The 23,088-nt window shown below is 42.7% G+C and carries 17 protein-coding genes and 1 pseudogene; 3 read left to right on the forward strand and 15 right to left on the reverse strand.

Annotated features, from left to right (window positions below):
* Positions 1–44: 44 nt before the first annotated feature.
* From F9B85_RS04240 to F9B85_RS04290, 10 genes are all read right to left on the reverse strand, one after another.
* Positions 45–1,658, reverse strand: a complete 1,614-nt coding sequence (locus F9B85_RS04240; RefSeq protein WP_151618855.1) for a CTP synthase — start codon at positions 1,656–1,658, stop codon at positions 45–47.
* A 90-nt stretch (positions 1,659–1,748) separates the two neighbouring features.
* Positions 1,749–2,132, reverse strand: coding sequence for a DNA-directed RNA polymerase subunit delta (gene rpoE, locus F9B85_RS04245; RefSeq protein WP_151618857.1), 384 nt, complete (start codon positions 2,130–2,132; stop codon positions 1,749–1,751).
* Positions 2,133–2,171: 39 nt separating this feature from the next.
* Entirely contained in the window at positions 2,172–3,863 is a 1,692-nt protein-coding gene (gene argS / locus F9B85_RS04250) for an arginine--tRNA ligase (RefSeq protein ID WP_151618859.1), read from the reverse strand.
* 1 nt (position 3,864) lies between these two features.
* Positions 3,865–4,299 carry a YwiB family protein gene (locus tag F9B85_RS04255; RefSeq protein WP_151618861.1) on the reverse strand — a complete coding sequence of 145 codons (435 nt, stop codon included), beginning with the start codon at positions 4,297–4,299 and terminating at the stop codon, positions 3,865–3,867.
* Positions 4,300–4,325: 26 nt separating this feature from the next.
* Entirely contained in the window at positions 4,326–5,042 is a 717-nt protein-coding gene (locus F9B85_RS04260) for a Crp/Fnr family transcriptional regulator (protein ID WP_151618863.1), read from the reverse strand.
* A 79-nt stretch (positions 5,043–5,121) separates the two neighbouring features.
* A complete protein-coding gene (locus F9B85_RS14730; protein WP_243138059.1) occupies positions 5,122–6,840 on the reverse strand; it encodes an RsmB/NOP family class I SAM-dependent RNA methyltransferase in 1,719 nt (572 codons plus the stop codon).
* A 236-nt stretch (positions 6,841–7,076) separates the two neighbouring features.
* Entirely contained in the window at positions 7,077–8,951 is a 1,875-nt protein-coding gene (cooS, locus tag F9B85_RS04275; RefSeq protein WP_151618865.1) for an anaerobic carbon-monoxide dehydrogenase catalytic subunit, read from the reverse strand.
* 150 nt (positions 8,952–9,101) lie between these two features.
* Positions 9,102–9,515, reverse strand: a complete 414-nt coding sequence (locus F9B85_RS04280; protein WP_151618867.1) for an RrF2 family transcriptional regulator — start codon at positions 9,513–9,515, stop codon at positions 9,102–9,104.
* An 84-nt stretch (positions 9,516–9,599) separates the two neighbouring features.
* Complete coding sequence (locus tag F9B85_RS04285; RefSeq protein ID WP_151618869.1) at positions 9,600–11,327, reverse strand: methyl-accepting chemotaxis protein; 1,728 nt, start codon at positions 11,325–11,327, stop codon at positions 9,600–9,602.
* A gap of 217 nt (positions 11,328–11,544) precedes the next feature.
* Entirely contained in the window at positions 11,545–13,821 is a 2,277-nt protein-coding gene (locus F9B85_RS04290) for a DNA topoisomerase III (protein ID WP_151618871.1), read from the reverse strand.
* Positions 13,822–14,047: 226 nt separating this feature from the next.
* Between F9B85_RS04290 and F9B85_RS04295 the strand changes: the two genes are divergently transcribed.
* Positions 14,048–14,524, forward strand: coding sequence for a CarD family transcriptional regulator (locus F9B85_RS04295; RefSeq protein ID WP_151618873.1), 477 nt, complete (start codon positions 14,048–14,050; stop codon positions 14,522–14,524).
* A 76-nt stretch (positions 14,525–14,600) separates the two neighbouring features.
* On the opposite strand, the gene F9B85_RS04300 is transcribed toward F9B85_RS04295, so the two are convergent.
* Positions 14,601–17,690 carry an S-layer homology domain-containing protein gene (locus tag F9B85_RS04300; protein ID WP_243138060.1) on the reverse strand — a complete coding sequence of 1,030 codons (3,090 nt, stop codon included), beginning with the start codon at positions 17,688–17,690 and terminating at the stop codon, positions 14,601–14,603.
* Positions 17,691–17,744: pseudogene (locus F9B85_RS15020) on the reverse strand (hypothetical protein); the annotation flags it as partial.
* Here F9B85_RS15020 and F9B85_RS04305 point away from each other — a divergent pair.
* Positions 17,734–18,654: a hypothetical protein gene (locus F9B85_RS04305; protein WP_151618877.1), complete on the forward strand. Its 921-nt coding sequence runs from the start codon at positions 17,734–17,736 to the stop codon at positions 18,652–18,654. The pseudogene F9B85_RS15020 and the gene F9B85_RS04305 overlap by 11 nt on opposite strands.
* 14 nt (positions 18,655–18,668) lie before the next feature.
* Here the strand turns inward: F9B85_RS04305 and F9B85_RS04310 are convergent, their stop codons facing one another.
* The 3 genes from F9B85_RS04310 to F9B85_RS04320 all read right to left on the reverse strand — a co-directional run bounded on the left by F9B85_RS04310 (position 18,669) and on the right by F9B85_RS04320 (position 21,605).
* Positions 18,669–19,046: a hypothetical protein gene (locus tag F9B85_RS04310; protein ID WP_151618879.1), complete on the reverse strand. Its 378-nt coding sequence runs from the start codon at positions 19,044–19,046 to the stop codon at positions 18,669–18,671.
* Positions 19,033–19,599: a DUF6036 family nucleotidyltransferase gene (locus tag F9B85_RS04315; RefSeq protein ID WP_151618881.1), complete on the reverse strand. Its 567-nt coding sequence runs from the start codon at positions 19,597–19,599 to the stop codon at positions 19,033–19,035. The genes F9B85_RS04310 and F9B85_RS04315 overlap by 14 nt, the downstream gene beginning before the upstream one ends.
* 167 nt (positions 19,600–19,766) lie before the next feature.
* Positions 19,767–21,605, reverse strand: a complete 1,839-nt coding sequence (locus F9B85_RS04320; protein WP_151618883.1) for a UbiD family decarboxylase — start codon at positions 21,603–21,605, stop codon at positions 19,767–19,769.
* A 200-nt stretch (positions 21,606–21,805) separates the two neighbouring features.
* On the opposite strand from F9B85_RS04320, the gene F9B85_RS04325 reads away from it, so the two are divergent.
* Positions 21,806–23,056 carry a CapA family protein gene (locus tag F9B85_RS04325; protein WP_151618885.1) on the forward strand — a complete coding sequence of 417 codons (1,251 nt, stop codon included), beginning with the start codon at positions 21,806–21,808 and terminating at the stop codon, positions 23,054–23,056.
* Positions 23,057–23,088: the final 32 nt, after the last annotated feature.

The following is a 23,088-nucleotide window of genomic DNA, read 5'->3' on the forward strand; positions in this document are numbered from 1 at the left end:
TCGAAACCTTTATTTGTTCAGGCTATCGAAAAAGGCCTCTTTGCTTAGTCTTTCGTAATCCGCTCTACTGTAGCGCCGATAAAGTCTCTGAAGAGTGGATGAGGTCTGTTAGGACGAGACTTGAATTCGGGGTGGAATTGTGAGGCTACGAACCAGGGGTGGTCTTTGAGTTCGATAATTTCTACGAGGCGACCGTCGGGAGAAGTGCCGGAGATAATCAGGCCTGCTTCTTCCATGGCTTCTCTGTAGTGGTTGTTAAATTCGTAGCGATGGCGGTGTCTTTCGTAGATAACTTCTTCCTGATAAGCATCCCAGGTCTTGTTGTTCCGTCCAATGCGGCAAGCCCAGAGACCTAAGCGCATGGTACCGCCTTTTTCTTCTACGTCTTTTTGTTCTGGTAAGAGATCGATGACAGGTTTTTTTGTTTTTTCACAGAATTCGCTGGAGTGAGCGTCTTCCCAACCTAGTACGTTGCGGGCATATTCGATAACGGAAAGTTGCATGCCTAAGCAAATGCCTAGTAAGGGGATTTTGTTTTCTCTAGCATAGCGAATAGCGTTGATTTTTCCTTCGATACCGCGATCGCCAAAGCCACCAGGGATGAGAACAGCGTCTACGTCAGCGAGGAAGTCTTCGGCGGGAGCGCCTTCTAAGTCAGCTGAGTAGATCCATTTGATTTTGATGGCTGCGTCGTGGTAGAGGCCTGCGTGGCGCAATGATTCGGCGACGCTCATGTAAGCGTCTGGCAAGGAGACGTATTTGCCGACGAGACCAATGGTGATCTGATGTTTGGGGTTTTTGATTTTGTGCACTAGGTCTTCCCAGTCTTTCAAGTCTGGCTCTTGGCATTCTAGACCCAGTCTTTCGATGACGATGTCGTCAAGGCCTTCTTCTTTCAAATGTAGAGGCACTTCATAGATGGAGTCAGCATCAACTAGTTGGATAACTGCATCAGGTTCGATGTCACAGAAAAGTGCTAGCTTTTCTTCTACTTCTCTAGGGAAGGATTTCTCGGTACGGCAAACGATGACGTCCGGTTGAATGCCTATACTGCGAAGTTCTTTGACGGAGTGTTGGGTTGGCTTTGTTTTCAGTTCGCCTGCTGCACTGATGTATGGTACTAAGGTGACGTGGATGTAGATAACTCTATTTCTGCCTATGTCTGATTTGATCTGGCGGATGGCTTCGAGAAAGGGTAGGGATTCAATGTCGCCTACGGTGCCGCCCACTTCTGTAATGACGACGTCAGGATTGTTTTCTCTAGCCATACGGAAGACCCGTTCTTTGATTTCGTTGGTGATATGAGGAATAACTTGTACGGTGCCACCGAGGTATTCACCTTTCCGCTCTTTAGAGATGACGGACCAATAAATTTTGCCGGTCGTTACGTTGGCCGCCTTGGAAAGGTTGATGTCTACAAAGCGCTCGTAGTGACCTAAGTCGAGGTCCGTCTCGGCGCCGTCGTCAGTTACGAAGACTTCACCATGCTGGTATGGGCTCATGGTGCCAGGATCAATGTTGATGTAGGGGTCAAATTTTTGGATGGCTACTTTGAGGCCACGACTTTTCAACAATCGACCCAGGGAGGCGGCTGTGATTCCTTTGCCGAGAGATGATACGACGCCACCTGTGACGAAGATAAATTTTGTTTGATGCATTTCCATATGCCCTGCTTTCTTTACATACTGCATTTATTCTACCGAAAGTCGCTAAAAGGATCAAGAAAAAGCGAGCCTAATCGGCCCGCTCTAGTCTTCTTCGCGATTTCTCGAGTAATAACTGTCTTTTTCTCCGTACTCGTCATCGTCTCCGCCGTCACTATCATCATAATCTACCGATTTATTTAGTAAAGATATTGTCGGTATTTTTCTGACTGCTGTAGCAGGAGCCCAGTTTCTTAGTCCCCAGAGTCCATCTCCGAGGTAGACAAAGCGCATATCCAGATTCATCTGGGTGTAAAGCCTGGCCATGGCTTTGATGTCTGTGGGGTTTTCATAACCCTTTCTTTTCAGAACTTCTGCTATAAGATCGCGAAAGTGTAGAGCTTCACCTTTCTCTCGCAATACTTGAACAATTTGTTCTGCTTCGGAAAATCTCCGGCCAAAATCTTGATGTTCCATCAATTCGGCCACCAATCCAACACTCCCTCATTCTTCATGAAACAGAATATACTACATTCTTTCCGGCGCTGTCAAACCCATCCAGTTTAGCACGTTTCTTAAGACGATGCGTGAGTCGTCAACGAGTAGTAGTCGAGCTCGGCGCAGTTCTTCTTCGTCGTTGATCACACGACAGTTGGTGTAGAAACTGTGGAATAAGGAAGCTAGGTCTTGTGCATAGCGCGCCATACGATGGGGTTCCATCGCTGTAGCGGCTCGAGCCACTTCGTCTGGTAAGTCTACTATTTTACGCAACAAGGCCAGCTCTGCAGGATGAGTTAGTAGGTTGTACTTAGGTGCTTGTTCTGTTTTCGTTTCCGGTACTTTGTATCCGGCTTCTTGGGCTGTCCGCAAGATGGAGCAGATACGGGCATGGGCATACTGTACGTAATAGACAGGGTTCTCGGCTGACTGACTTTTGGCTAAGTCAAGGTCAAAGTCAAGGTGTGAGTCAGCACTGCGCATGACAAAGAAAAATCTTGCGGCGTCTTTGCCTACTTCTTCAACAAGTTCATCTAATGTTATATACTGTCCTGTACGCTTGGACATGCGTACAATTTCTCCACCTTTTAGCAAGCGAACTAGTTGCATTAAAATGATGTCCAATTTGTCTTGGTCATACCCTAAAGCTTTGACAGCATTTTTCATGCGCGATACGTGTCCGTGATGGTCCGCTCCCCAGATGTTGATGACCCAGTCAAATTGACGGTCAAATTTGTTTTTGTGGTAGGCTATGTCAGCGGCAAAGTAAGTTGGTATACCATTGGAGCGAACGAGTACTTCGTCTTTTTCTTCGCCTACGGCTGTAGCTTTAAACCAAAGAGCTCCTTCATTTTCATAAATATAACCATTTTGACGCAATTGTTCCAGCGTTTTTTCAATAGCTCCTTCGTCATGGAGGCTTTGTTCAGAAAACCAGATGTCGTATTGAACACCAAAGTTCTCAAGGCTTGTAGCAATACCTTTTAGTTTTTCTTGTAAGGCGTACTTAACGAGCAGTTCTCGGCGCAGTTCTCGATCCATTTGTAAGTATTTGTCGCCATCTTTTTCGATGAGGCGAGCCATGGTGTCGATGACGTCTTGTCCGTGGTAGCCTTCTTCAGGAAATAGAACTTCTTGCCCTAGGAGTTCTAGATAGCGGGCTTCTAGTGATTTGGCGAAGTTTTCGATTTGGTTGCCTGCATCGTTAATGTAAAACTCTTTTGTTACTTCATAGCCTGCCATGTTAAGCAGGTTAGCTAAGGTATCTCCTAGTGCAGCACCACGGGCGTTACCCATGTGAAGTAAGCCTGTGGGGTTAGCGCTGACGAATTCTACTTGTACTTTTTTACCTGCGCCAATGTCGGAGGCGCCGTATTTGGCGTCTTGTTCTTGTACTGCTGGCAATACCTCATAAAGCCAGCTATGGTCTAAGGTAAAGTTAATAAAGCCAGGCCCTGCTACTTGCAGGTCTTGGATAAGGCTTCCTTTGTCAAAGTGTTGGACAATTTTTTCTGCTACCATGCGGGGGTTCATACGCGCTGATTTGGCCATGATCATGGCGATATTAGTGGCAAAGTCACCATGTTGCTTTTCTCTTGGTACTTCTAAGTTTATGGGCGTCGGTATGTTTTCAAAGTTGAGGTCTCCTGCTTTTTGCGCTTTGTGCAGGGCCTCTTCAATAGATTTCTGGAGCTGTTTTCTTATTTTTTCAACGAAGTTCACCTTATTTTCGCGCCTCCTTCACCGTGATCTGTAAGGTTAAGGTGTTGTCACTTATTTTTCTCTGATCTACTTGTAGTTCATAAGCAAGGTCAATGATGCCGCCCTCGTCGCTAATGGAAACTTGTACTTTTGAGGGAATGACGGTGAGGTTCATGGAGCCATAGGGAGTAACGTAAAGGCTGGCATTAGGAACTTGTTCTTCAAAAGTTTGTTTGAGATCTTGTGTTCCCATGCGGTTAAGAGTCACTAGGTGAGGCTCTGCTTTTACCGTTGTAGTCGTGCCTTCCATGCCTGTGATTTCTGTTTCCTTATAGACGATGTAGTAGGAGCCATCTCTAATAAAAAAAGTTCCTGGCGTAAGTAGTTCAATGCGGTCTATTTCACCAAATTCGTTTTTTTGTGTGCCTAGCACGGAGACGAGCACCGATTTCTTCATTCTTCTGGCCTCTTTCTGTGGTTCTGTTACCATTCGTTAGAAGAGCTGTTTTTCCTGCCTCCGCTGGCTCGTTCTCGTAGTTCTTCTATATCTAGGACTACGATCTCATGACGATCTACTTGTAGAATTCCTGCCCTTTCGAATTCGGCAAGGACTCGTGAGACTGTTTCTCGTGATGTGCCTACGAATTGAGCCATTTCTTGTCTTGTAATGTTAAAGTCTATGCGAATACCCCTATCTTCCTTGACGCCATAATCTCTAGTCATTTTGAAAAGGTGAGCCGCTACGCGACCAAAAGTGTCTAGGAGAGCTAAGTTTTTCATATGGCGATAAGCTTTGCGCAAGCGCAAGGAACTTTCTTGCAAGCATGCCATGGTGACAGAAGCGTGGTTTATGACGATTTCATTGAAGTCTTTGATCGTTAAGAAGGCCGCTCGCACTTCTTCCATTGTTTCTGCTGTGTAAGGACAAGGTCCTCCGTCAAAAGCAACGATTTCCCCTAAGATTTCACCTTCGCGGACGACGGCGACGACTTTTTCTTGACCGTCTGGGTTCATTTTGGATAGTTTAACTTTACCTTTGATGATGAAGTAGATACCGTCTAAAGGCTCTCCTTCGTGCATCAGTTGACTTCTTCTCTTGTAGGTTCTTTCTCCGAACTTTGTAGCTATTTCTTTCAGTTTATCGTCAGGCAGGTCTGCTAATATTTTAATGGTTTTGAGAAAAATCCAGTTTTTTTCCACTTCAACGCTCCTTTTTTTGAAAGCTGTGGGCGCTTGTAGTATGCCACAATTTCCAGTATAGCAAGCTTTTTCATTGGTTTTAAAGCCAGCGCAGGCCTTTGGGGTAGTGGTTTTTCAGTTGCCCTTGCACGGCTTTGCCCCAGCCTAAAGGGTAGTTATCGACGGTGACGAGGTGCCATCCTTGTTGGTTAGCATCGATAAGCAAGCTTTCACCTTTTAGGTAGCGATAGATTTCTTCGCTTTGGGAAGAAAAGTTGATCTTCTTCTGGCATCCTTCGGCTGTTAAAGATAAAGCGAAGGCGTGGGCAGGCTCAAAGCGATCTCTTTTGATAGTGCCTAAGTGCCAGCCTAGACGGAGAAACTTTATCCCTTCTAGACGCTTTTGTAAACTTTTCAAGTCTTCGTGATCATGAGCATGAGCAGGTAGAGCATGATCTTTTTGATGAACTTCTTCTCGACAAATAGACTCTTTGCTACTGAGAACTTTTTCGACCTTTTCTTGAGGCCAGCCGTAAAGTTGTTCGCCTAATAAGGTCGCTTCGACAGGCACTGTATAGCCTAATGTAGCTATGCAAAATTCATCAAAAAAAGTAAGGGCTTCTGCTGTTGCCCGCTCCGATGCTTTTATTGCCTCTTTTTCTTCTTTCTTTTCTTTGGTTTTTCCTGTTTTTTTGCCTTTTTTCTCTTTTGTGCGAACCATTGTTGCAGTTTTGCTTTCTGCTATGGTGAAGCTATCTTCTTGGCAGTTACTATCTTTTCGGTGATAATCGAAATCTTTACCATTGTGAGACTTATCAATTTGGCACTCTTCTTCTCCTTTTGCTTTTTTTTGCAAAAGGGCGATGAAGTGTCCTTCGCCTTCGATTTCATGAGGCCACAGTCGCAGGGTACTGCTTGCTAGGCCTGCTTTCTTTTCAGTTAGAAAAAAAGCGGGACTACTAATGCTTTTACTTTCAAAGTCCTCGTGGTGGGCTAAGAAGCTTTCAATTTGCTCTTCGTTTTCTCTTCTGGAAAAAGTACATGTAGAGTAGACAATGATGCCGCCTGGTCGCAACATTAAGGCGGCTTGATGGAGGATATCTTTTTGCATAATAGCACATTGTTCTACCTTTTCTTCTGTCCAATCTTCTAGTGCTTCAGGTAGTTTTCGGAACATACCTTCTCCTGAACAAGGAGCGTCGATAACGATTTTGTCGAAAAAAGCAGGGAAGGCTTTTGTCAGTTTTTCGGGATTTTCGTTAGTAATAATGCAGTTGCGAGCACCCCAACGTTCGAGGTTTTCTGCAAGAATGCGGACTCGCTTGTTGTTGATTTCGTTGGCCACGAGGAGGCCTTGATTAGCCAGGTAGCCGGCAATGTGGGTAGATTTGCCGCCTGGGGCGGCGCAGAGGTCGAGGATGCGTTCACCAGGCTTAGGGGCTAAGACTTCTACAACCGTCATGGCGCTGGGCTCTTGTATGTAGTAGAGTCCGGCGGCGTGATAGGGGTGTTTTCCTGGTCTGTCTTGGCGACTGTAGTAATAGCCTGTAGGACACCAAGGGACGGGACGTAGTTGGAAAGGAAGGTGGGCAAGAAAGGAGGAGGTACTGTTGGAAGGCTTGAATTCATTAGATTTTTGCGATTCTAGGTAGTTTTTTAGTTCTGTAATTTTAAGAGGGTTAAGGCGCAGGCCTTGTGCAGGGGTGGTCTCAAAGCTTTGCAAAAAGGCCTGATAGTCTTGAGGGCTCAGTTGTTCTTGCATGCGTTTCTCAAAAGAGGTAGGAAGCTCTGTGACCTGTGGTCTTTGCTCAAAGGGCATTGAATTCATCCTTTATCAGACTTTTAGGCATGATTAGTCACTGCTGTTCTTAATATTTAGTTGCGCTACGAGTACATTTTTGTCATTGTATATAATTTTACCTTTTATGCCAAGTTACAACGATGAAAAAAGAAAAAAGCAGACCTTTTGGTTATTAGTCTGCTTATAACTATATTAACAATGTTTACACTTCTCTTTAATCTCTCTGTTCTCTGTGCTTATCCTATGGACTCTTATTACAAGCCTAAGGCTGTTCTGCGCTCTTCAATGATTGCATTGAGCTTAGCTCCCGCTGATTCGATATTGCCTTCCACGATTACATAACCGCCGGTTAGGCTTTTTAGGTCTTCTGTCAGTACTTTCGTAACGGTGTCGCTTCCGGTGATGAAGGGAGGCGAGGCTAGGTGTAGCGGTAAGCCTAGAGCTAGGCCGAAAGCACCATCGGCTAGGGCTTGTTCTTCCAGCCATTGAGGTGCTGATAGGACAAGCGGTAGTTGTGGTATGTCTATGTTCAGTGCTTCGGCTAGTTCAAGGGCGATCATTTCTAAGCGTCCAATTGCCAGACAGGGGCCGAAGTTCAAAACTGGCGGAATGCCTAGGCTTTCGCAAACTTCTCGTAGGTTAGCACCTGCTTTGGCGGCGGCAGAAGGTGACATGAGGCCTACGTTTTCTAAGCCACCGCTAGAGCAACCAGCTGATAAAACGAGGATGTCATTTTTGATTAGTTCTTCCGTCAAGCCTACGGTGAAGACGTCGTGGCCTAAGTTAGTTACGTTGGAGCATCCCACGACGGCCGCAAGGCCTTTTATTTTGCCAGCGGCAATTAGTTCAATAAGTGGTTGCCAACTGTTGCCGAGGAATTGACGTAATGATTTTTCGCTCAGACCAGTGACAACGTCGTCATAGCCATGATCTTTGGGGATGTCGATAGTGATCTGGCTTCTTCTTTCTTTATAGCTTTTTATGGCCTGTTCCATAATGTATTCTGATATAGTGGCCGCTTTTTCCATGGTAAAAGGGTTGTGAATTGCGTTAGCTGTTTTGGCTACATCGTCTAAGCAGATTTGCTTGACTTTGTATTTTTCGACTAGTGGTTCTAGGCCTGGTACGGTGCAGTTAAATTCAGATAAGAGCAGGTCAATTGCTCCAGTGGTGATGAGAGGTTCGCTGGTAAAGTTGTTGCCTGTATGACCAGCAAAGACTTCCTTACAGTGCTCACCCCGTACTTGTAAGTCTTGACCGACACAGGTAGAGCCAATGATTTTAAAACCTTGGGCGCCTACTTCTTGCGCTTGGGTAAGAGCTTCGGGAGAAGTAAGCCTATCTTGTAAGTCGGCCAGCATGCTGTGCTGGTGACCTGTGATCATGATGTTGATGTAGTTTTCGTCTACTACTTTAAAGCCTACGGAAGCTTGACGAATTACTGGTTCGCCCATGATGACGTCGTTAACTAAGTTGGTCAGGGTAAGGCCGTAAAGTCCTGTGGAAATGCCTAGGCTTAAGGCATGTAAAAGCATATCAATAGGATCACTGTTTAAGTTAGTTGATGTCTTGACAATAGCGTCAAAAACTTCCGCTTTAGCGCCGCCAGGAACTATGTTGAGTTCTTGCCATTTGTCGTAACGTTGGGGATGAGCTAAGGGGGCGACAAGTTCCATTTTTTCTTCTCTTGCTTTGTAAAGGTCAGCTAGAATTTTTTGTCCTACTTGGACTGCTATTTGATGGTTTGTTGTTTTTTCCGAGATATTTAGGTTTAACAGAGCGGCAAGCTCATGGAGTTTGCTAGCTCCTCGGAGTGTCTTTTCTTGTTCTCCCAGGGTGATTAAATTTTTGGCGGTTTTTTCAATAATATGGATATAACAAGCAGAACCCGCGGCCACAGAGCGCAGAAAGTTTCTGGCAACTATGGTGTCCGCAGTAGCTCCACAAACACCACGAGGTGAAGCTTTCGTAATTTTACAAGGTCCGTTAGAGCAGAGCTTACAACATACTCCTTGTAGACCATAGCTACATTTTGCTTTTTGTGCTTCTACTCTGTGAAAAGATGTTTCTTCTCCTTTAGTGGCAATGTATTGTTCTAGTTTTTGATCAGCCGATTTGCAGATTGTCATAAGTCTTCTTTCTCCTTTTTATCTTTTCTGAAACTGTACCTTTTTGGTATACTTTTAGGCCTAGCAAAAGGAGAACAATTGTTGTTCTCCTTAATTAAGATGCTTAAAAGCTAATTTCTTCTGTGTTGCCTTAGTTCTTCTGGCTTAACTTTATTTCTTCTTCTGTAAATCTTCAAAATTTACTTTTTCTAAATCATTGAGCAGACTTTCTTGAATTTTAGCAAGAGCTAAGTGGACCTGACAGTGCGTTCCTTCTGTGACTAAGTTGCAATAGGCAATGTCACAAAGGCAGTTGTTGACGTAAATAGGGCCTTCAATTGCTTCGATGACATCCTTTAATGAAATCTGTTGAGGTATGCGGTTGAGAGCATAGCCACCGTTAATTCCTCGATAAGAACGAATCAGTCCAGCTTGTTGTAGTTTTCTAAGCAGTTTTAAGGCAAAGCGAAGAGGTATGGCTTGCTTTTCGGCAATTTTTTTTGCTTCTATGATTTGCCCGTAGCCTTCTTCGGTTAGAAAAGCGATTACCCTCAGCGCATAATCTGCTTCTTGCGTGATTCTCATAAAAGTGCCTCGCAACTTAAAATAGTTCGTGGTAAAAGTATACTCAAATGGTGTAGTTTTATTTTACCCTTTTTGCTCTTACTGTCAAGGTTTTTTTAAGTGAAATTTGCTCGTCAATGCTACTACTTCCTGAGCAAGGCGATTCAAGGTATGGACTGATGTGGAAACATTCTGGGCAAGGGAAAGCTGTTCTTCTGTGATAGCCGCTACTTCCTGAGTGCTAGCTAGGGAGTCCTCGGCAATATAAGCTGTATCACGGACTGCGTTAGCTACTTCTTGCGATCTTGTAGCGATTTGCTCTGCCATTTTTTGAATTCCGCTGATTTGATTATTCATTTCTTCAATGGCCTGGGCGATGGTTACAAAATTGTTGCCCGCATTGTTGACTACTTCTAATCCAGCTTGAGCTTCTTGGGCGACTTTTTCCATAGCTTCGACGGAATGGTTAGTTTCTTTCTGTACTTCTCCGATTAAGTCGACAATCTGATCGGCCGATTGCCTCGATTGTTCTGCTAATTTCTTGACTTCATTAGCTACTACTGCAAAGCCTTTGCCGTGTTCTCCTGCTCGGGCCGCTTCTATGGCGGCGTTCAGGGCTAGTAGGTTGGTCTGTTCCGCAATGTTGGTAATTACCTGTACGATTTTCTCTATTTCTTGAGAACGACCTTGTAGTACTTTCGTTACGGTACGAGATTGGTTGACGGATTTGATGATGGAATCCATTTGTCGTTCTGCAGTTTCAATGATTTCTGTGCCTTTTTGGGCTGTTTGTCTTGTTTCTGCCGATGAATTGGTAACAGTCTTTGTTGTCTTTACGATATGGTCGACGTCTCTGGCCATGAATTCCATTGTTCTTACGCTTTCTTGGGCTGTTCCTGCCATCTTTTCCGCACCACTGGCTAGATCGTTGCTACTAGTGGTGACTTGATTGGCGCTATCGACTGTTTTTTCACTTGTTAGCGCAAGTTCTTGGGAAGCACTGTTGAGCTGTTCTGCCGTTTTGCTGATGCCTTGAATCATTGCTGTTAAGTCTTGCACCATTTGTTGAAAAACAGTAGCAAGAGCGCCGATTTCATCTTTTCTAGTTGTATCAAAATTTCTGCTTAACTGGCCTCTTCGTAACTGTTCTACTTCATGGCTAAGTTTTTTCAAGGGGTTGACGAGGTAACGAGCAAAAAGAATGATCATAAGGAGGCTTATAAGTAAGATGGCGGCAATCGTGATGACCATCTTAGTTTTAGCAGTATTAAACATTTGAAATATATGATCTACTTTTTGATCTGAACCAAGAATAGCTGTAACTTCGCCTTTTTCATTTTTTAAAGGATAGTAAAAAGAAACAAGTGTACCGTAATCATCGGTAACAGTTACTTCTGTTTGTTTTTCACCGCTTTCAAAAACTTTGACCATCAGCGGAAACTCATCGATGTTCTCTTCTACGTAGCCGATTTCAGAGGCTGAGTCGTCATCTAATGGTAAGCCATCAACGATGTAGTAATATTCGTATCCACCTGGTACTGCTTTTCTCGTCAATGTGTATAGATACTCAGCGCCTGCAGATTCTCTGATCTCATTCAGTAGGCTTCGAAGTTCTTTGTACTCTTCTGTTTCACTCATTGCTGTCATTACTTTTTGGTGCTTCTGTTGGTCTATTTTTTGGATCGCATATTCACCTGTGCTTTTGGCTTGTTCTGTAACGATATCTAGAACGAGGTTGGAAAAGCTTTGATATAGTAGGGTCGATAATAGTAGGCTTGATATTAAAATAAAGGCCGAGAACAGGAGCACAATTCTGGTCTGTAAACTTTTCACTTACCGAGCCTCCTTTGTTTTGATAAGACACAAGAAAAAAGGTTGCCATTTTTATGTAGCTCTTACTTGGAAATGGTGTTGTATTTATATCATATCATGGTGAATCTGCTTAAGAATATCTTTTTTCTATTTTGTTGGTTTATTTTTTATTTTTTTACAGAAAGTAAAAAAGGCCGCTATGTCTTGTTCATAGCGACCTTTGCTTATCAAACTTTTCTTATAAAGAACCTTTTAATTTAGCCAGTGCTTCGGCTAAGGCATTATTGATTGGCTCTTGAGCTTCTTTTTTCTGTTTTTGTAGGTATTTTGATACATCTTGCTTGGAAACTTTGCTGGGGTCTTTTTTTCTTCTTTCCTGGAAGACTGCTAGTTTTTCTCTATAGCCGCATTTGCAGTAGAAGATCTGACTTTCCCCTTGGCCGCGCAATTCTAGTTTCTTCTTGCATTCAGGACAGCGGGCATTTGTTGTTTTGGCTATATTTTTTCTTTGACCACATTCTCGATCCTGACAGACGAGGAGTTGTCCTTTTTTGCTGTTAACTTGAAGCATTTTTTTGCCACATTGGGGACATTTTTCACCTGTCAGGTTATCATGCTTGAAGCTTTTTTCGCTTTTTTTGATTTCTTCTACTACAGCCTGAGCGTACTTTTTCATTTCGTTAACGAAGACACCTTTGGGTAAGGTACCTTTGGCAATTGCGCTCAGCTTTTGCTCCCATTGAGCTGTAAGAGCTGGTGATTGAAGATCGCTAGGAACTAGTTCGAGGAGTTGACGACCTTTGGAGGTGATGTGAATGTCTTTACCTTTTTTCTCGAGGAGAAAGCTGTTGAAGAGTTTTTCGATAATATCAGCACGAGTAGCAACGGTACCGAGTCCGCCTGTTTCACCTAGTGTTTTGACTAGGTCAGCTTTTTCTCCCTTCATGTAAGGCACAGGGTTCTCCATGGCTGTGAGTAGTGTTCCCTCATTAAAATAGGCTGGTGGTCTAGTTTCTCCTGTTTTTTGGTTAAGGTGGCTGATGGTGAGACTTTGTTGTGCTTGTAATTCTGGTAAGTTTTGATCTGTTAAGTTGGCTTCTTTGTCTCGCTCTTCTTCGTCATCCTCTTGGTCATTAAAGTGATCGTAAACTTCTTTCCAGCCTCTTTGGAGTATTCTTTTGCCTCTGGCGATGAATCTTTCATCTCCGATTTGTGCGGTCATGGTGATTTGTTCGTATTCAAAAGGCCTATAGAAGACTGCTAGAAAGCGTTTTACTACTAGGTCGTAGATTTTGCGTTCTTTATCTGTCAGTTTGTTTAGAAAGACTGTTTCTTCCGTAGGGATGATAGCATGATGATCGGATACTTTGCTGTCATCTACGAAAGCTTTGCTTACTTGTAGGGGTTTTCTTAAGATCTGGGCCGCTTTGGCGGCGTATGGGCCGTGACTAGACGCTTTGATTCTTTCTTTTAAGGTATCTACCATGTCGCTAGAAATGTAACGGGAGTCTGTACGTGGATAGGTAAGAATTTTGTGTTGTTCGTAAAGCTTTTGCAAGATAGAGAGTGTTTCTTTGGCTGAGTAAGCGAAAAGTTTGTTGGCATCTCGTTGCAATTCTGTTAGGTCATAAAGGGCTGGGGCGTAGCTTTTTTTCGCTTTTTTGCTCACTTCGATGACTTTACCTGTCTGGCCTTGTAGTTTACGTAAGATTTGGTCACTGCGATTTTTATCGAAGCTTTTAAGGTCTTTAGTTTTTTGGTCTTGCCAGTGCAGTTTTAGTTGGAGATTCTGGGTATTATGGTTTTGTCCCTGCTGTAGGGGTTGTAAATTCGAAGTTCTTTCTGTTACTTGAGCTGTTGCTAAGATAGTGTAGTAAGTTTGTGGTTGAAAATTTTTGATCTCTTCTTCTCGTTTGGCAATGATGGCTAAGGTAGGCGTTTGCACGCGGCCACAGGAAAGTTGAGCATTGAATTTGCAGGTTAAGGCTCTAGTGGCATTGATGCCGACAAGCCAGTCTGCTTCTGAACGCGCCACGGCAGAGGCGTAAAGGTTTTCGTACTCTTTACCATTTTTTAGTTTTTGAAAGCCTTCCCGGATGGCTTTGTCGGTGACGGAAGAAATCCAGAGGCGCTTAAGTGGTTTTTTTACATTTGCTTTTTCTAAGATCCAGCGTCCAACTAGTTCTCCTTCACGGCCTGCATCGGTGGCTAAGATGATTTCTTTTACATCTTGTCGTTGTAGTAGTTCTTTGACTGTTCGAAATTGACCACTGCTTTCTTTGATGACTACTAGCTTGAGTTGCTGTGGTAGGAGCGGGAGATCTTCAATGCGCCAAGATTTATATTTTTCGTCATAGCTTTCAGGGTCCGCTAGTGTGACGAGGTGACCTAAGGCCCAGGTTACGATGTAGCGATCGCTTTCAAAGTATCCTTTCCTTTTGCCGTTACATTGGAGAAGGCGGGCTAAGTCTTTTCCTACAGAAGGCTTCTCCGCTAAGACAAGAGTTTTGCTCATGCTTTGATCCTTTCAAGGTTTATTGTACTCGCTTTGCTTGTATTTCTTTTTGATAATATTTTGCACCTTTATTGGTTTTTCTGCACCTTTCTTTTGAATCCTGCTCTTTTTTTAAATCATCGAAAGTCTGTTGACATTCTTTGAATGGTTATGTTAAGATGTTATATTTGCTATTGCGCTCAACTTATGTTATATTAGTAACATACACTTGAGGAGGTGTGGCTTCATGTTTCTCGTAGGTGATAAGGTTATGTATCCTATGCATGGAGCCGGTGTGATCGAGGCAATTGAGGAAAAAGAGATTCTTGGCAATAAGCAGTATTATTATGTCGTTACGATTGGCAACATGCAAGTGATGTTTCCGCAGGGCTCGAAGGTAGCTATCAGACCGGTCGTCGATGCCAATATGGTTGAAGACGTTCTGATGACTACTTTTCAAGAGGAGGATTCTATCGCATCGCTCAGCCCTTCACAGCGCTATCGCACTAACATGAACAAAATGAAAAGTGGCGATATATATGAAGGGGCGCAGGTGATTCGTGATCTAGCTCGTATGGGCTCAAAGCGTTCCCTGACGACGAGTGATAAGTCTATGTTTGACAATGCGCGGCAAATTTTTATTAGTGAGCTGGCATTGGTCAAAGGCATTGACGAAGATGAAGCTTCGGGCCTATTGGAAGAAGCTCTTCAAAGCCTCACCTAATGCAAGGTATTAATGTTTGCTATTTCTTATGGAAAAAGCCCATCTCAATTTTTGTTGAGATGGGCTTTTTTCTGTCTTAATAGTCACAGTGGGGATTGGGAGAAGTGTAAAAGGGGTACTTGTAGTCTACTGTTCCATCAGCTTTATAGAAAGTCCATGAGCATACTCGTCGGCCATTATGGTGGTAGCCTTCTACACTTAAGTTACCATTGGGGTACCAGGCACGATAGAGACCATCTTGGCTACCATCTTTCATAGTACTTTCTTCTCGACTGCCATCGGCATGCCATTGATAAAAGATATCGTCGATCTGGCCATTTTCATTATGAGACCTTTGGGTCCATTTTTCTCCATTTTCAAACCATTGTGTCCAAGTTCCTGTACGCTGGCCTTCATTCCAAAATTCTTCTGTAGAAAGAGTGCCATTTTCGTACCATCTCTGTAAGGTGCCATGCATTTTACCATTTTTATAGCTCCACTCGGAGCTTTTCTTACCATCTTCCTGATCATACCAGCGCGTCCAGGTGCCACAACGTTCTCCTAGGTTAAAGTAGCCTGTTTCCCAATTTGCTCCAGACATACTAATCGATCGAGAGGCTAATCCATGTAGAATCGCTTCTCCTTCTGGTGACTTCCATCTTAGACCGCTATCATAGCTATAGCCCCTATTGATTAACTCTTCTTCACTTACTAGGATAGGACAGCGCCAGTTGCCACTGACTTCTAAGATTACTTTTATGGAGTCTTCTGCTAGTAAAATGTTGTGCTCATTGTAGATTTTCACGGTGGGACTGTAGATTCCTAGTTCTTTGTAAGTGTGATTTACCTTTGAGTTTCCTTCTGTTACTTCATTAAAGAGTTCTGTGCCATCATCAAAATCCCATTCGAAGCGGTATTCTCCTTCTGGTGTAGCGTGGGCTTCAAAGGTGTGTTCAGCTTCTGTAGCCCCTTCCGCTAAAGCATAGGTGATGATTCTTGGTGGTAAAATGGAGACGCTTTTTTCTCCTGTTTTTACTATTACTCGGGCAGTTTTATGCATGATGGGACTATTGTCTTCTTGGTTGATAAGGTTTACTGAGAAGGTATATTCTGCTTCTTCTTGGCCAGTTATTTCGTCTTGTGGGCTCATCTTGTACTGGTAGGTGATTCTTGCAGAGGCATTTCCGTTTTGTACTGTACTTATTTCTTCACCGGTGCTGTCTTCCCTTTCTGTTCCTGCATTCCATGAAAAAGCGACTTGTTGCACCGATTCAGGTAGATTGGTTGCTTCTACGTTGAAAGTATATTCTTTTCCTTCCTCAGCATCGAGAATTTCAGCAGGGTTGATGGTTAGATCAACGTTAGCATCGCGTATTGTTATGGTCACGCTATCTTGACTAGTGCCACCGTTACTTGTTAAGACGTATAAGCTATCTCCAGGTGACAAACTGACCATAGCCGCTTCACTGCTCTTGTAGAGCGATTGCAAAGGAAGTGGTTTTCCTGGTAGGCGTTCGTTGTTGTTCAAAACGAAAAGATCTACGAATAGGTGCGCTCCTAAGTCTTTATTTATTTTTACTTCTAGGCTACGTGCTCCTGCTGTACTATCAATGTCAGCTTGCACAATCCAAAGCTTAGCTGTGTTGTCTGGTGAAAGGCTTGCGTTATGAGTTAATACTTTGCTATCAAGAGTCATCTTCTCTTCTGTTCCCATTGTATTAGGTGCTTTCGTTACGGAGCTATCTGCACTAAAGAAAGTATAACGGGCAAAGTTTCTATATAGTTCGCTTAAGGTAGCACCGGCGTTGGTACTTAAGTAGTACTTAATATTGTCGTAGACGAGGGTACGTTCTGCTACATGATCCCAGAGAGCTTTGAAGTTGACGCCTTCTTTTTGTACTAGATAATCAATAAATTGTGCCACTTGGTATTTGTGTTGATCTCCAATGTCAGGGTTGTAATAGAGGGGGTGGTTAAAGAATTTTTCATCGATTTCTGCAAATCTTCTCGTACCTATGATGCCACCGGCGGCATAGTCAGCTGTTGCTTCTACCCACCAGCGCCGAGCACCTAAGCCATAGACGTTGAAGTATTGGTTTTGAATAGCATGGAAGTATTCGTGAGCCGCTTCGTGTTTTAGATCGATTTTGCCGTGCGGTGCTACTTGAATATTACTGAGATAGATATAGCCTGTCAGAGGACTATATTCACTTTCTAAGAAATTACCTAAGAAGACAAGAATTCTACCTCCTGCTAAGGTTGATTTGGTCATAAAGCCAGGCTCTTTGAAGCCCATTGATGTTACATAGACATTGTGTGCTTCTGTTAAGGCTTTTAGGACGTCTTGAGCCATTGCTTCTTGATCAGCCCAGCAGGGACAGAAAGTGTTGTTATTATTGTTGTAAATTACGCGAAATTGGGCATTTTCATGGCGGCCCAGTCCTTCTTTTTGCACGCTTACTGCTACGGGAGAAAGGTTTTTCGTATAGAAGGTTAATTTTTGCTCTTCTTCATTCACTCCGATAGGTACTTGGTGCCATTGTTGAAGCTTTTCATCCCAGTGTAGACCACTTAATACTTCTTGAGGATGCCAGCCTTCCGGTATTACGGAGGGATCGTAAGGTATGGTTAGAGCAATAGGGTCTGTAAATTCACTTAAGGCCCCAATGGTTACGTCGTAGAGGGCTATTGGTTCACCTAGGGCGCTGGGAATTGGTGAGGGCGCTTTTTCTAAAGGGGCAATGGTAACTTCTTCTGTGCCTTCCAGTAACCCAGCTGGTATGGTGACGGTGAGAGTTCCATGAGAAATTGATTGTGCTTCTTCAGAAGCTGATACACTTTGAGTTAAGGCTTTTTCTGTAGCTTTAGCTTCTTCTGTGACTTTATCTTCTTGCTTTGGTTCTGTTGGAGTTAATTCTGTTGTACTAGGGGTCGAACTACCGCTCCCTGTTACAGATCCTCCACCGCTGAGGCCTCCACTTTTTCCGGCTCTATCAGCTTCTTCGGTAAGGTTTTCCTGGCCCTCGCTAACTTTTCCCTTGCTTTCTTCATTTATCTCTTTTGTACTGCTAGTAGAAGAGTCCTTTTGTTGCTCTATAATTGCTTTAGCTTTATCTATAATCACTGAAGTTTCAGCGCGACTTATCGGTTTTAAGGGAGCAAAAGTTCCATCAGGGTAGCCTTGCATTAGTTCTATTTCTGTTACTGATGCTATAGCATCTAAGGCCCAGTTGCTGATTATTTCTTGGTCTGCGAATAAAGGAAGTGTAGTAGATTCTATTATTACAGAATGGCTTCCTTTACACCTTACAGGCAGGGTTAAGTCTTTCTATTATCCTCTTTATTCTGATCTTACTTTCCCTACCACGCTCTTTATCGTGCCAAAGGCTTTAGCTATTACGGGCATGACATCAGATAATCCTAGCCATAATCGTTACAGCGCCTTACATACTGATTTGTTTACGGTAGAGCAATGTACCTGGATATTTAAGCATATGCAAGCAAAGTGCCGCCCTCTTGTGGAGCTAACAGCTGTTCACGAAGCTATGGAACTCTTCGATTTAGTTGATTCTAAGCAGTTTCATCGCAATGATGCTTACTTTTATGTTAAGTTACCTCTATTGTTAGCTTCTTCCGAAGCTATTTTGCAAGAAGTTCTCTCTGCTAATAAGGCTGATAAGTTAACTGTCGAAAAATGTCTCCAGTATCATCAACGTATGACCGCTCTTTTATATAACGACTGCACAAATAGACAGTTTTATCATCTAGAAGAATTGAAAAACCTTGCTAGCCTTGAATATAGAATTGATCCTCTCTTATCGGCATTACTAGGTATGCCTATTGAAGTTACTAAAAAGCACTTTATGCAAAGTATTCAAGTTATGAGCAGACGAATTAAGGAGAATGCTCATTGGGAGATTGCCCTAATCTCCTGCCATGAGATTGCTACTTCTATGCCTGTGCAGTTATGGGTGGAAAAAAATAATTCTGTCCTCGCCTGGTCGAGCGATGATACTTTTCCTTATGCCGCTTCTGCCCTTGAGCCTACTGTGGTTAATGCTTTTTATCACATCTACGATAGAATGTGGCATACTGTACCGAAGGTTTTTCGTGATCGTAATTGGGTCCTAGCGGAGTTAGAGAAGTTATAAAGCAGACAGTTAGCTCAGACCCTATCAATACCTGCCAAGTCAAAATAGACATTTCTAGCTCTAAAAGGGGCAGGGTTGGAATAGAGCAATTTGAATTTATCGAAATCGCTGATTCTTTTAGAGTGATAATAGGGTTTGCTAAAGCTTAGTTTCTCCTCTCTGAGCCAAGCAGGCACTTCGAAGCCTTGAATTTGCAAATAATAGTCGATTAAAGCGGAGGCTATAGTTAAATAGCTTAATTCTTTATCGTCACATAAGTTAATATCCATAGGTTCCCAAAGGCTATCGATAAAAGTGCTATCTTTTGTTTTTAATAATTCTAAAAGTTGATTTAAACTTGTGTCTACATCAGGGTAGTCATATAACTTTTGTAAGTACTTATTTCCAATCATAGCCGAGGTCCTCTCCTAAGTATTGAATAAACCTAATTTGCCGCTCCCCCAAGAGTCTTAGGGATATGTAATTTGAAACAACAGCTAAAAGCTTTTCTTTTGTACTTATCCCTAAATCCTTACACAAAATAGCGGCATCAACAAAATCTTTAGCTGGTTCTGGCCTAGCGGCGAGTATTTTCATGGCTAGAAGTTGTTCCGTTTTTGGTTTTAATATTTTTAGATTGGAAAAGACTTTGAAGGTTTCTTTATCTTCTTTTAAAATATATTGCAATGGTCCTTTGATGTCTTCATTAATCCATCCATCAGGAAGGTTGAAAGTGAATTTTGTAAGCTCTAATATATGATCTAATAGTTTATGATTACTTTCGTTAAATACACAATCTATATCTTTCGTTGCAGGTCTATTATCATAAACCATTGTCATGATCGAGCCACCGTAAATTGTTATTTCTAGCTGTAATTGATTTTCTTTTAACCGTTCATTTAGGTAATTGAATATATCTAAAAGTATCTCTTTGTCCATCAAACCATTATCTCTTAACTTTTCCATATAACCCCTCCCGTGTTTATATTGTACCACATTCTCTATATTTTCTTACTTTTTGATTTCCTATCTTCTTTATTGAGCAGTTTAGCGGATAATTCTTTTTTAGTTCAAAAAACCTCAGCTCCTATATGGAAGTTGAGGTTTTTTGGCTTTTCTGATTAAGCTTATCGCTAAGAAGAGACTAAGCTGGCTAGGCTAGCACCTTTGGCAAAAAATCGTTCAATTTTTCTCTCTACAGTAGGATCAGGAATCAAGGGCGGTGCATGATGCGGTTTAATGCGCACATCGATAATTAGATTATCACAGCCCCAGTGTTTGTATTGATAAGAGCTGTTCAGACCATAAATGTCGTGAGAAGGGTTACTCCGCGTAAAGGTAACCCAGAGAAAGTTGCTCATAGATTGACTGAGGAAGTTACTATCGTCACATAAAATTATCATGGGGCAATTAGACAAGGTCCCTCTGCTAGGCAAAGTTCTCATCATCTGCTCTAGTTCTTCACTAGCTTTTTGGTACGATGAAAAAACTGGGCCTTCCAGCGCAACTACCCCAGGCATGACCAAGCGAGGATTGTTGTAGCCATAGTCACCTAATTTTTTCAACCCTTCTGGCACTTCTCTACATAGTTCTCTTTTCTTATCGCCATAGGCGGCAAAGATAACTTTGCTTCCTCTGTTTAGGCCTGTTCCTGAGTAGTCAAGAGTGTCAATCGTAGTATTCGTTTGAAAGTGTATATCTCGCTGTAGATCAATTCTTTCTAAGATATAAGACAAAAATTCTACTTCCTTGTGAGTACTTAAAGGTTGCTCATCTTCTGCTGTAATAAATAGATATTTGGCTAAGCTTAGTTGTCCCGTTCCTAAGATGCGATTAGCTATAGTTAATAGTTCTGCTGGTTCTTTAACTTGCTGGTAAGGCGTGTAACGTTCACTGCCAATAGCAAAAAGCAAAGGATGAACGCCAGCGGCATCTACGGCATGGACTTCTTTGACACCTGGTATTTCTTGTTTGATAGCATCACCAGTTAATTCATGAATGAGAGCACCAAAAGAGGTATCTTCCTGTGGTGGGCGACCAACAACGGTAAAAGGCCAGATAGCATTATCTTTGGCATAGACCTTGTGGACTTTCATAACGGGAAATTCATGAGTTAGACTGTAATAACCTAGATGATCGCCAAAAGGGCCTTCTGGCTTCGTTTCTCCTGGGTATATATCGCCGGTAATTACAAAGTCAGCATCATGACTAATGCAATAGCCATCAACATAGCTGTACCGGAAGCGCCGTCCTGCAAACATTCCTGCAAAAGTCATTTCACTTAAGCCTTCAGGTAAGGGCATTACTGCTGAGATAGTATGAGCTGGTGGGCCACCGACGAAAATACTAACTTTTAAGGGCTTACCTTGCTTACTTGCTTTAGCTTGGTGTACGCCAATACCTCGATGAATTTGATAATGAAGTCCAATTTCTTTGTTCAGTTCATAGTCATTCCCGTTTAATTGTACTCGGTACATGCCCAGATTAGCATTCATGATGCCTGGCTTATCGGGGTCTTCACTGTAGACTTGAGGCAAAGTAATAAAAGCACCCCCATCATCAGGCCAATGATGAATGAGGGGAAGATCGGCAATGTTTATTTCTCGAAAAGATGGGGGCAAAGAAGATTTTTGCATAGGTAAAGCTTTAGAGGCCGCTAAGCCTGTTTGTACATGGCTAAAAGGGTTTTTCAAGGCTTTAAAAGGATCATTTTTTAGAGCTATTATTTTTTGTGTTGAATCCCAAGTTTTGCGGAACATATATTTACTTCTCTCAACTGTCCCGAAAAGGTTAGAAAGTGCGCGGTATTGAGAGCCTTTTACATTTTCAAAAAGTAAGGCTGGTCCACCAGATTCGTATACTTTTAGATGGATCGCCGCCATTTCTAGATAGGGGTCTACTTCTTCGTGAATTCGAATTAACTGTCCTTGTTTTTCTAGATCTAGGATAGCTTCTTCTAAGTTTTTATACATTCTACTACTCCTAATTCTTAGACCTTGTTAACTTCTATTATTTATTTGCGTTATTATAATACATCTAGGAATTTACTTCCACTAATTCAGATAGGCTTGCTGTTGAAGATCTTATGAAAACTAATAAGAAACTTTCTGCTCCTTCTCGGGGTGTAAGTGGTAAAATGTAACTATCCTCAAAAAAGAAAGCTGGTGACCCTATGCAGAATAAACACCGAAAACGGCTCAAGAAGACCTATCAAATCTTTGCCTTTGTCCTCTTAGGAAGCTTTGTGCTCTTCTTATCTGCTTGTGCCCCACTATCTGCTAATAAAGACTTAACTTCTCCAGCAATATCTGGTACTACCGTTTCTCAAAAAGGCGACTTTGTTTCTACCAATCAAGAACCTTACGTCCCCCCTACAGCAAAAGTGACCATCACTGCTACCGGCGATTTAATTATGCACAACACCTTAATCTTCTCTGGTCGACAAAGTAATGGGACCTATCAGTTTGATCATTTCTTCAAGGAAGTAGAACCTCTTATTTCTTTAGGCGACTATGGGATCACCAATCTAGAAGGTACTTTGGCAGGAGAGAGTGCCGGTGGCTATACGGGATATCCTCTCTTTAATGCACCAGACACCTTAGCAGATGCTATAAAAAGTGCTGGTTTTGACATGGTTACAACTGCCAATAATCACATTCTTGACCGCGGTTATCAAGGCGCACTGCGAACGAAAAGGGTTCTAGAAAGTGCCGGTCTTGACACGGTGGGTATCAGTGAAACCCCTGAAGAACGAGAGATGCACTTCATTAGAGAGTTTAACGGAGTTAAGGTGGGCTTTCTCGCTTATACATATAGCACCAATGGAATTCCCCTACCTAAAGATCGTCCAGAATTTATCGCTTTTGTTGAAAAGGAGCGCATTATCAGTGACGTCCAGAAACTGAGACCTTTATGCGATCTTCTTGTGGTACTCCTGCACTGGGGCACTGAATACAGTCCAGAGCCATCACAGGGGCAGAGAAAGTTGGCCCAAGAGATCTTTTCCAGCGGGGCAGATATGATCTTAGGTGGACACCCTCATGTAATTCAACCCATGGAAGTAATGCAAATCGACGGAAAAGATAAGTTTATCATCTACTCCATGGGCAATTTCCTTGCCGATCAACGAGGCTTAGAACGCAATAGTGGTATAGTCTTAACTACCAGTTGGGAAAAGAACTTTGATACAAAGGAATTGCGCTTGTTGGAAGTTAACTATGTGCCGACTTATTCTCATCGGTACTATGAACATCAGCGCATGCATTTGCGAGTCGTGCCTATAGAAGAGACGATGGAAAAAATAAAAAACAAGGAAGAGCCTTTCTTAACGCAAAAGGACTTGCCCACTCTCCAGACTGTCTTGGACGATACGCGCCGACGACTAGGGCCGGAGTATAAAGCTGAAGCAGGTAGGGACTTGTAATAGGCGATTGAAATAAATTAAAAAAATATCAC

Origin of the sequence: Heliorestis acidaminivorans, assembly GCF_008933955.1 — a bacterium.
Lineage (GTDB): Bacteria > Bacillota > Desulfitobacteriia > Heliobacteriales > Heliobacteriaceae > Heliorestis > Heliorestis acidaminivorans.

Coding starts and splice junctions, on each gene's coding strand:
- F9B85_RS04240 (WP_151618855.1), bottom strand. CDS start 1,658: ATGCATCAAACAAAATTTATCTTCGTCACAGGTGGCGTCGTATCATCT.
- F9B85_RS04255 (WP_151618861.1), bottom strand. CDS start 4,299: ATGAAGAAATCGGTGCTCGTCTCCGTGCTAGGCACACAAAAAAACGAA.
- F9B85_RS14730 (WP_243138059.1), bottom strand. CDS start 6,840: ATGCCCTTTGAGCAAAGACCACAGGTCACAGAGCTTCCTACCTCTTTT.
- cooS (WP_151618865.1), bottom strand. CDS start 8,951: ATGACAATCTGCAAATCGGCTGATCAAAAACTAGAACAATACATTGCC.
- F9B85_RS04280 (WP_151618867.1), bottom strand. CDS start 9,515: ATGAGAATCACGCAAGAAGCAGATTATGCGCTGAGGGTAATCGCTTTT.
- F9B85_RS04290 (WP_151618871.1), bottom strand. CDS start 13,821: ATGAGCAAAACTCTTGTCTTAGCGGAGAAGCCTTCTGTAGGAAAAGAC.
- F9B85_RS04295 (WP_151618873.1), top strand. CDS start 14,048: ATGTTTCTCGTAGGTGATAAGGTTATGTATCCTATGCATGGAGCCGGT.
- F9B85_RS04300 (WP_243138060.1), bottom strand. CDS start 17,690: ATGCAAGGCTACCCTGATGGAACTTTTGCTCCCTTAAAACCGATAAGT.
- F9B85_RS04310 (WP_151618879.1), bottom strand. CDS start 19,046: ATGATTGGAAATAAGTACTTACAAAAGTTATATGACTACCCTGATGTA.
- F9B85_RS04315 (WP_151618881.1), bottom strand. CDS start 19,599: ATGGAAAAGTTAAGAGATAATGGTTTGATGGACAAAGAGATACTTTTA.
- F9B85_RS04320 (WP_151618883.1), bottom strand. CDS start 21,605: ATGTATAAAAACTTAGAAGAAGCTATCCTAGATCTAGAAAAACAAGGA.
- F9B85_RS04325 (WP_151618885.1), top strand. CDS start 21,806: ATGCAGAATAAACACCGAAAACGGCTCAAGAAGACCTATCAAATCTTT.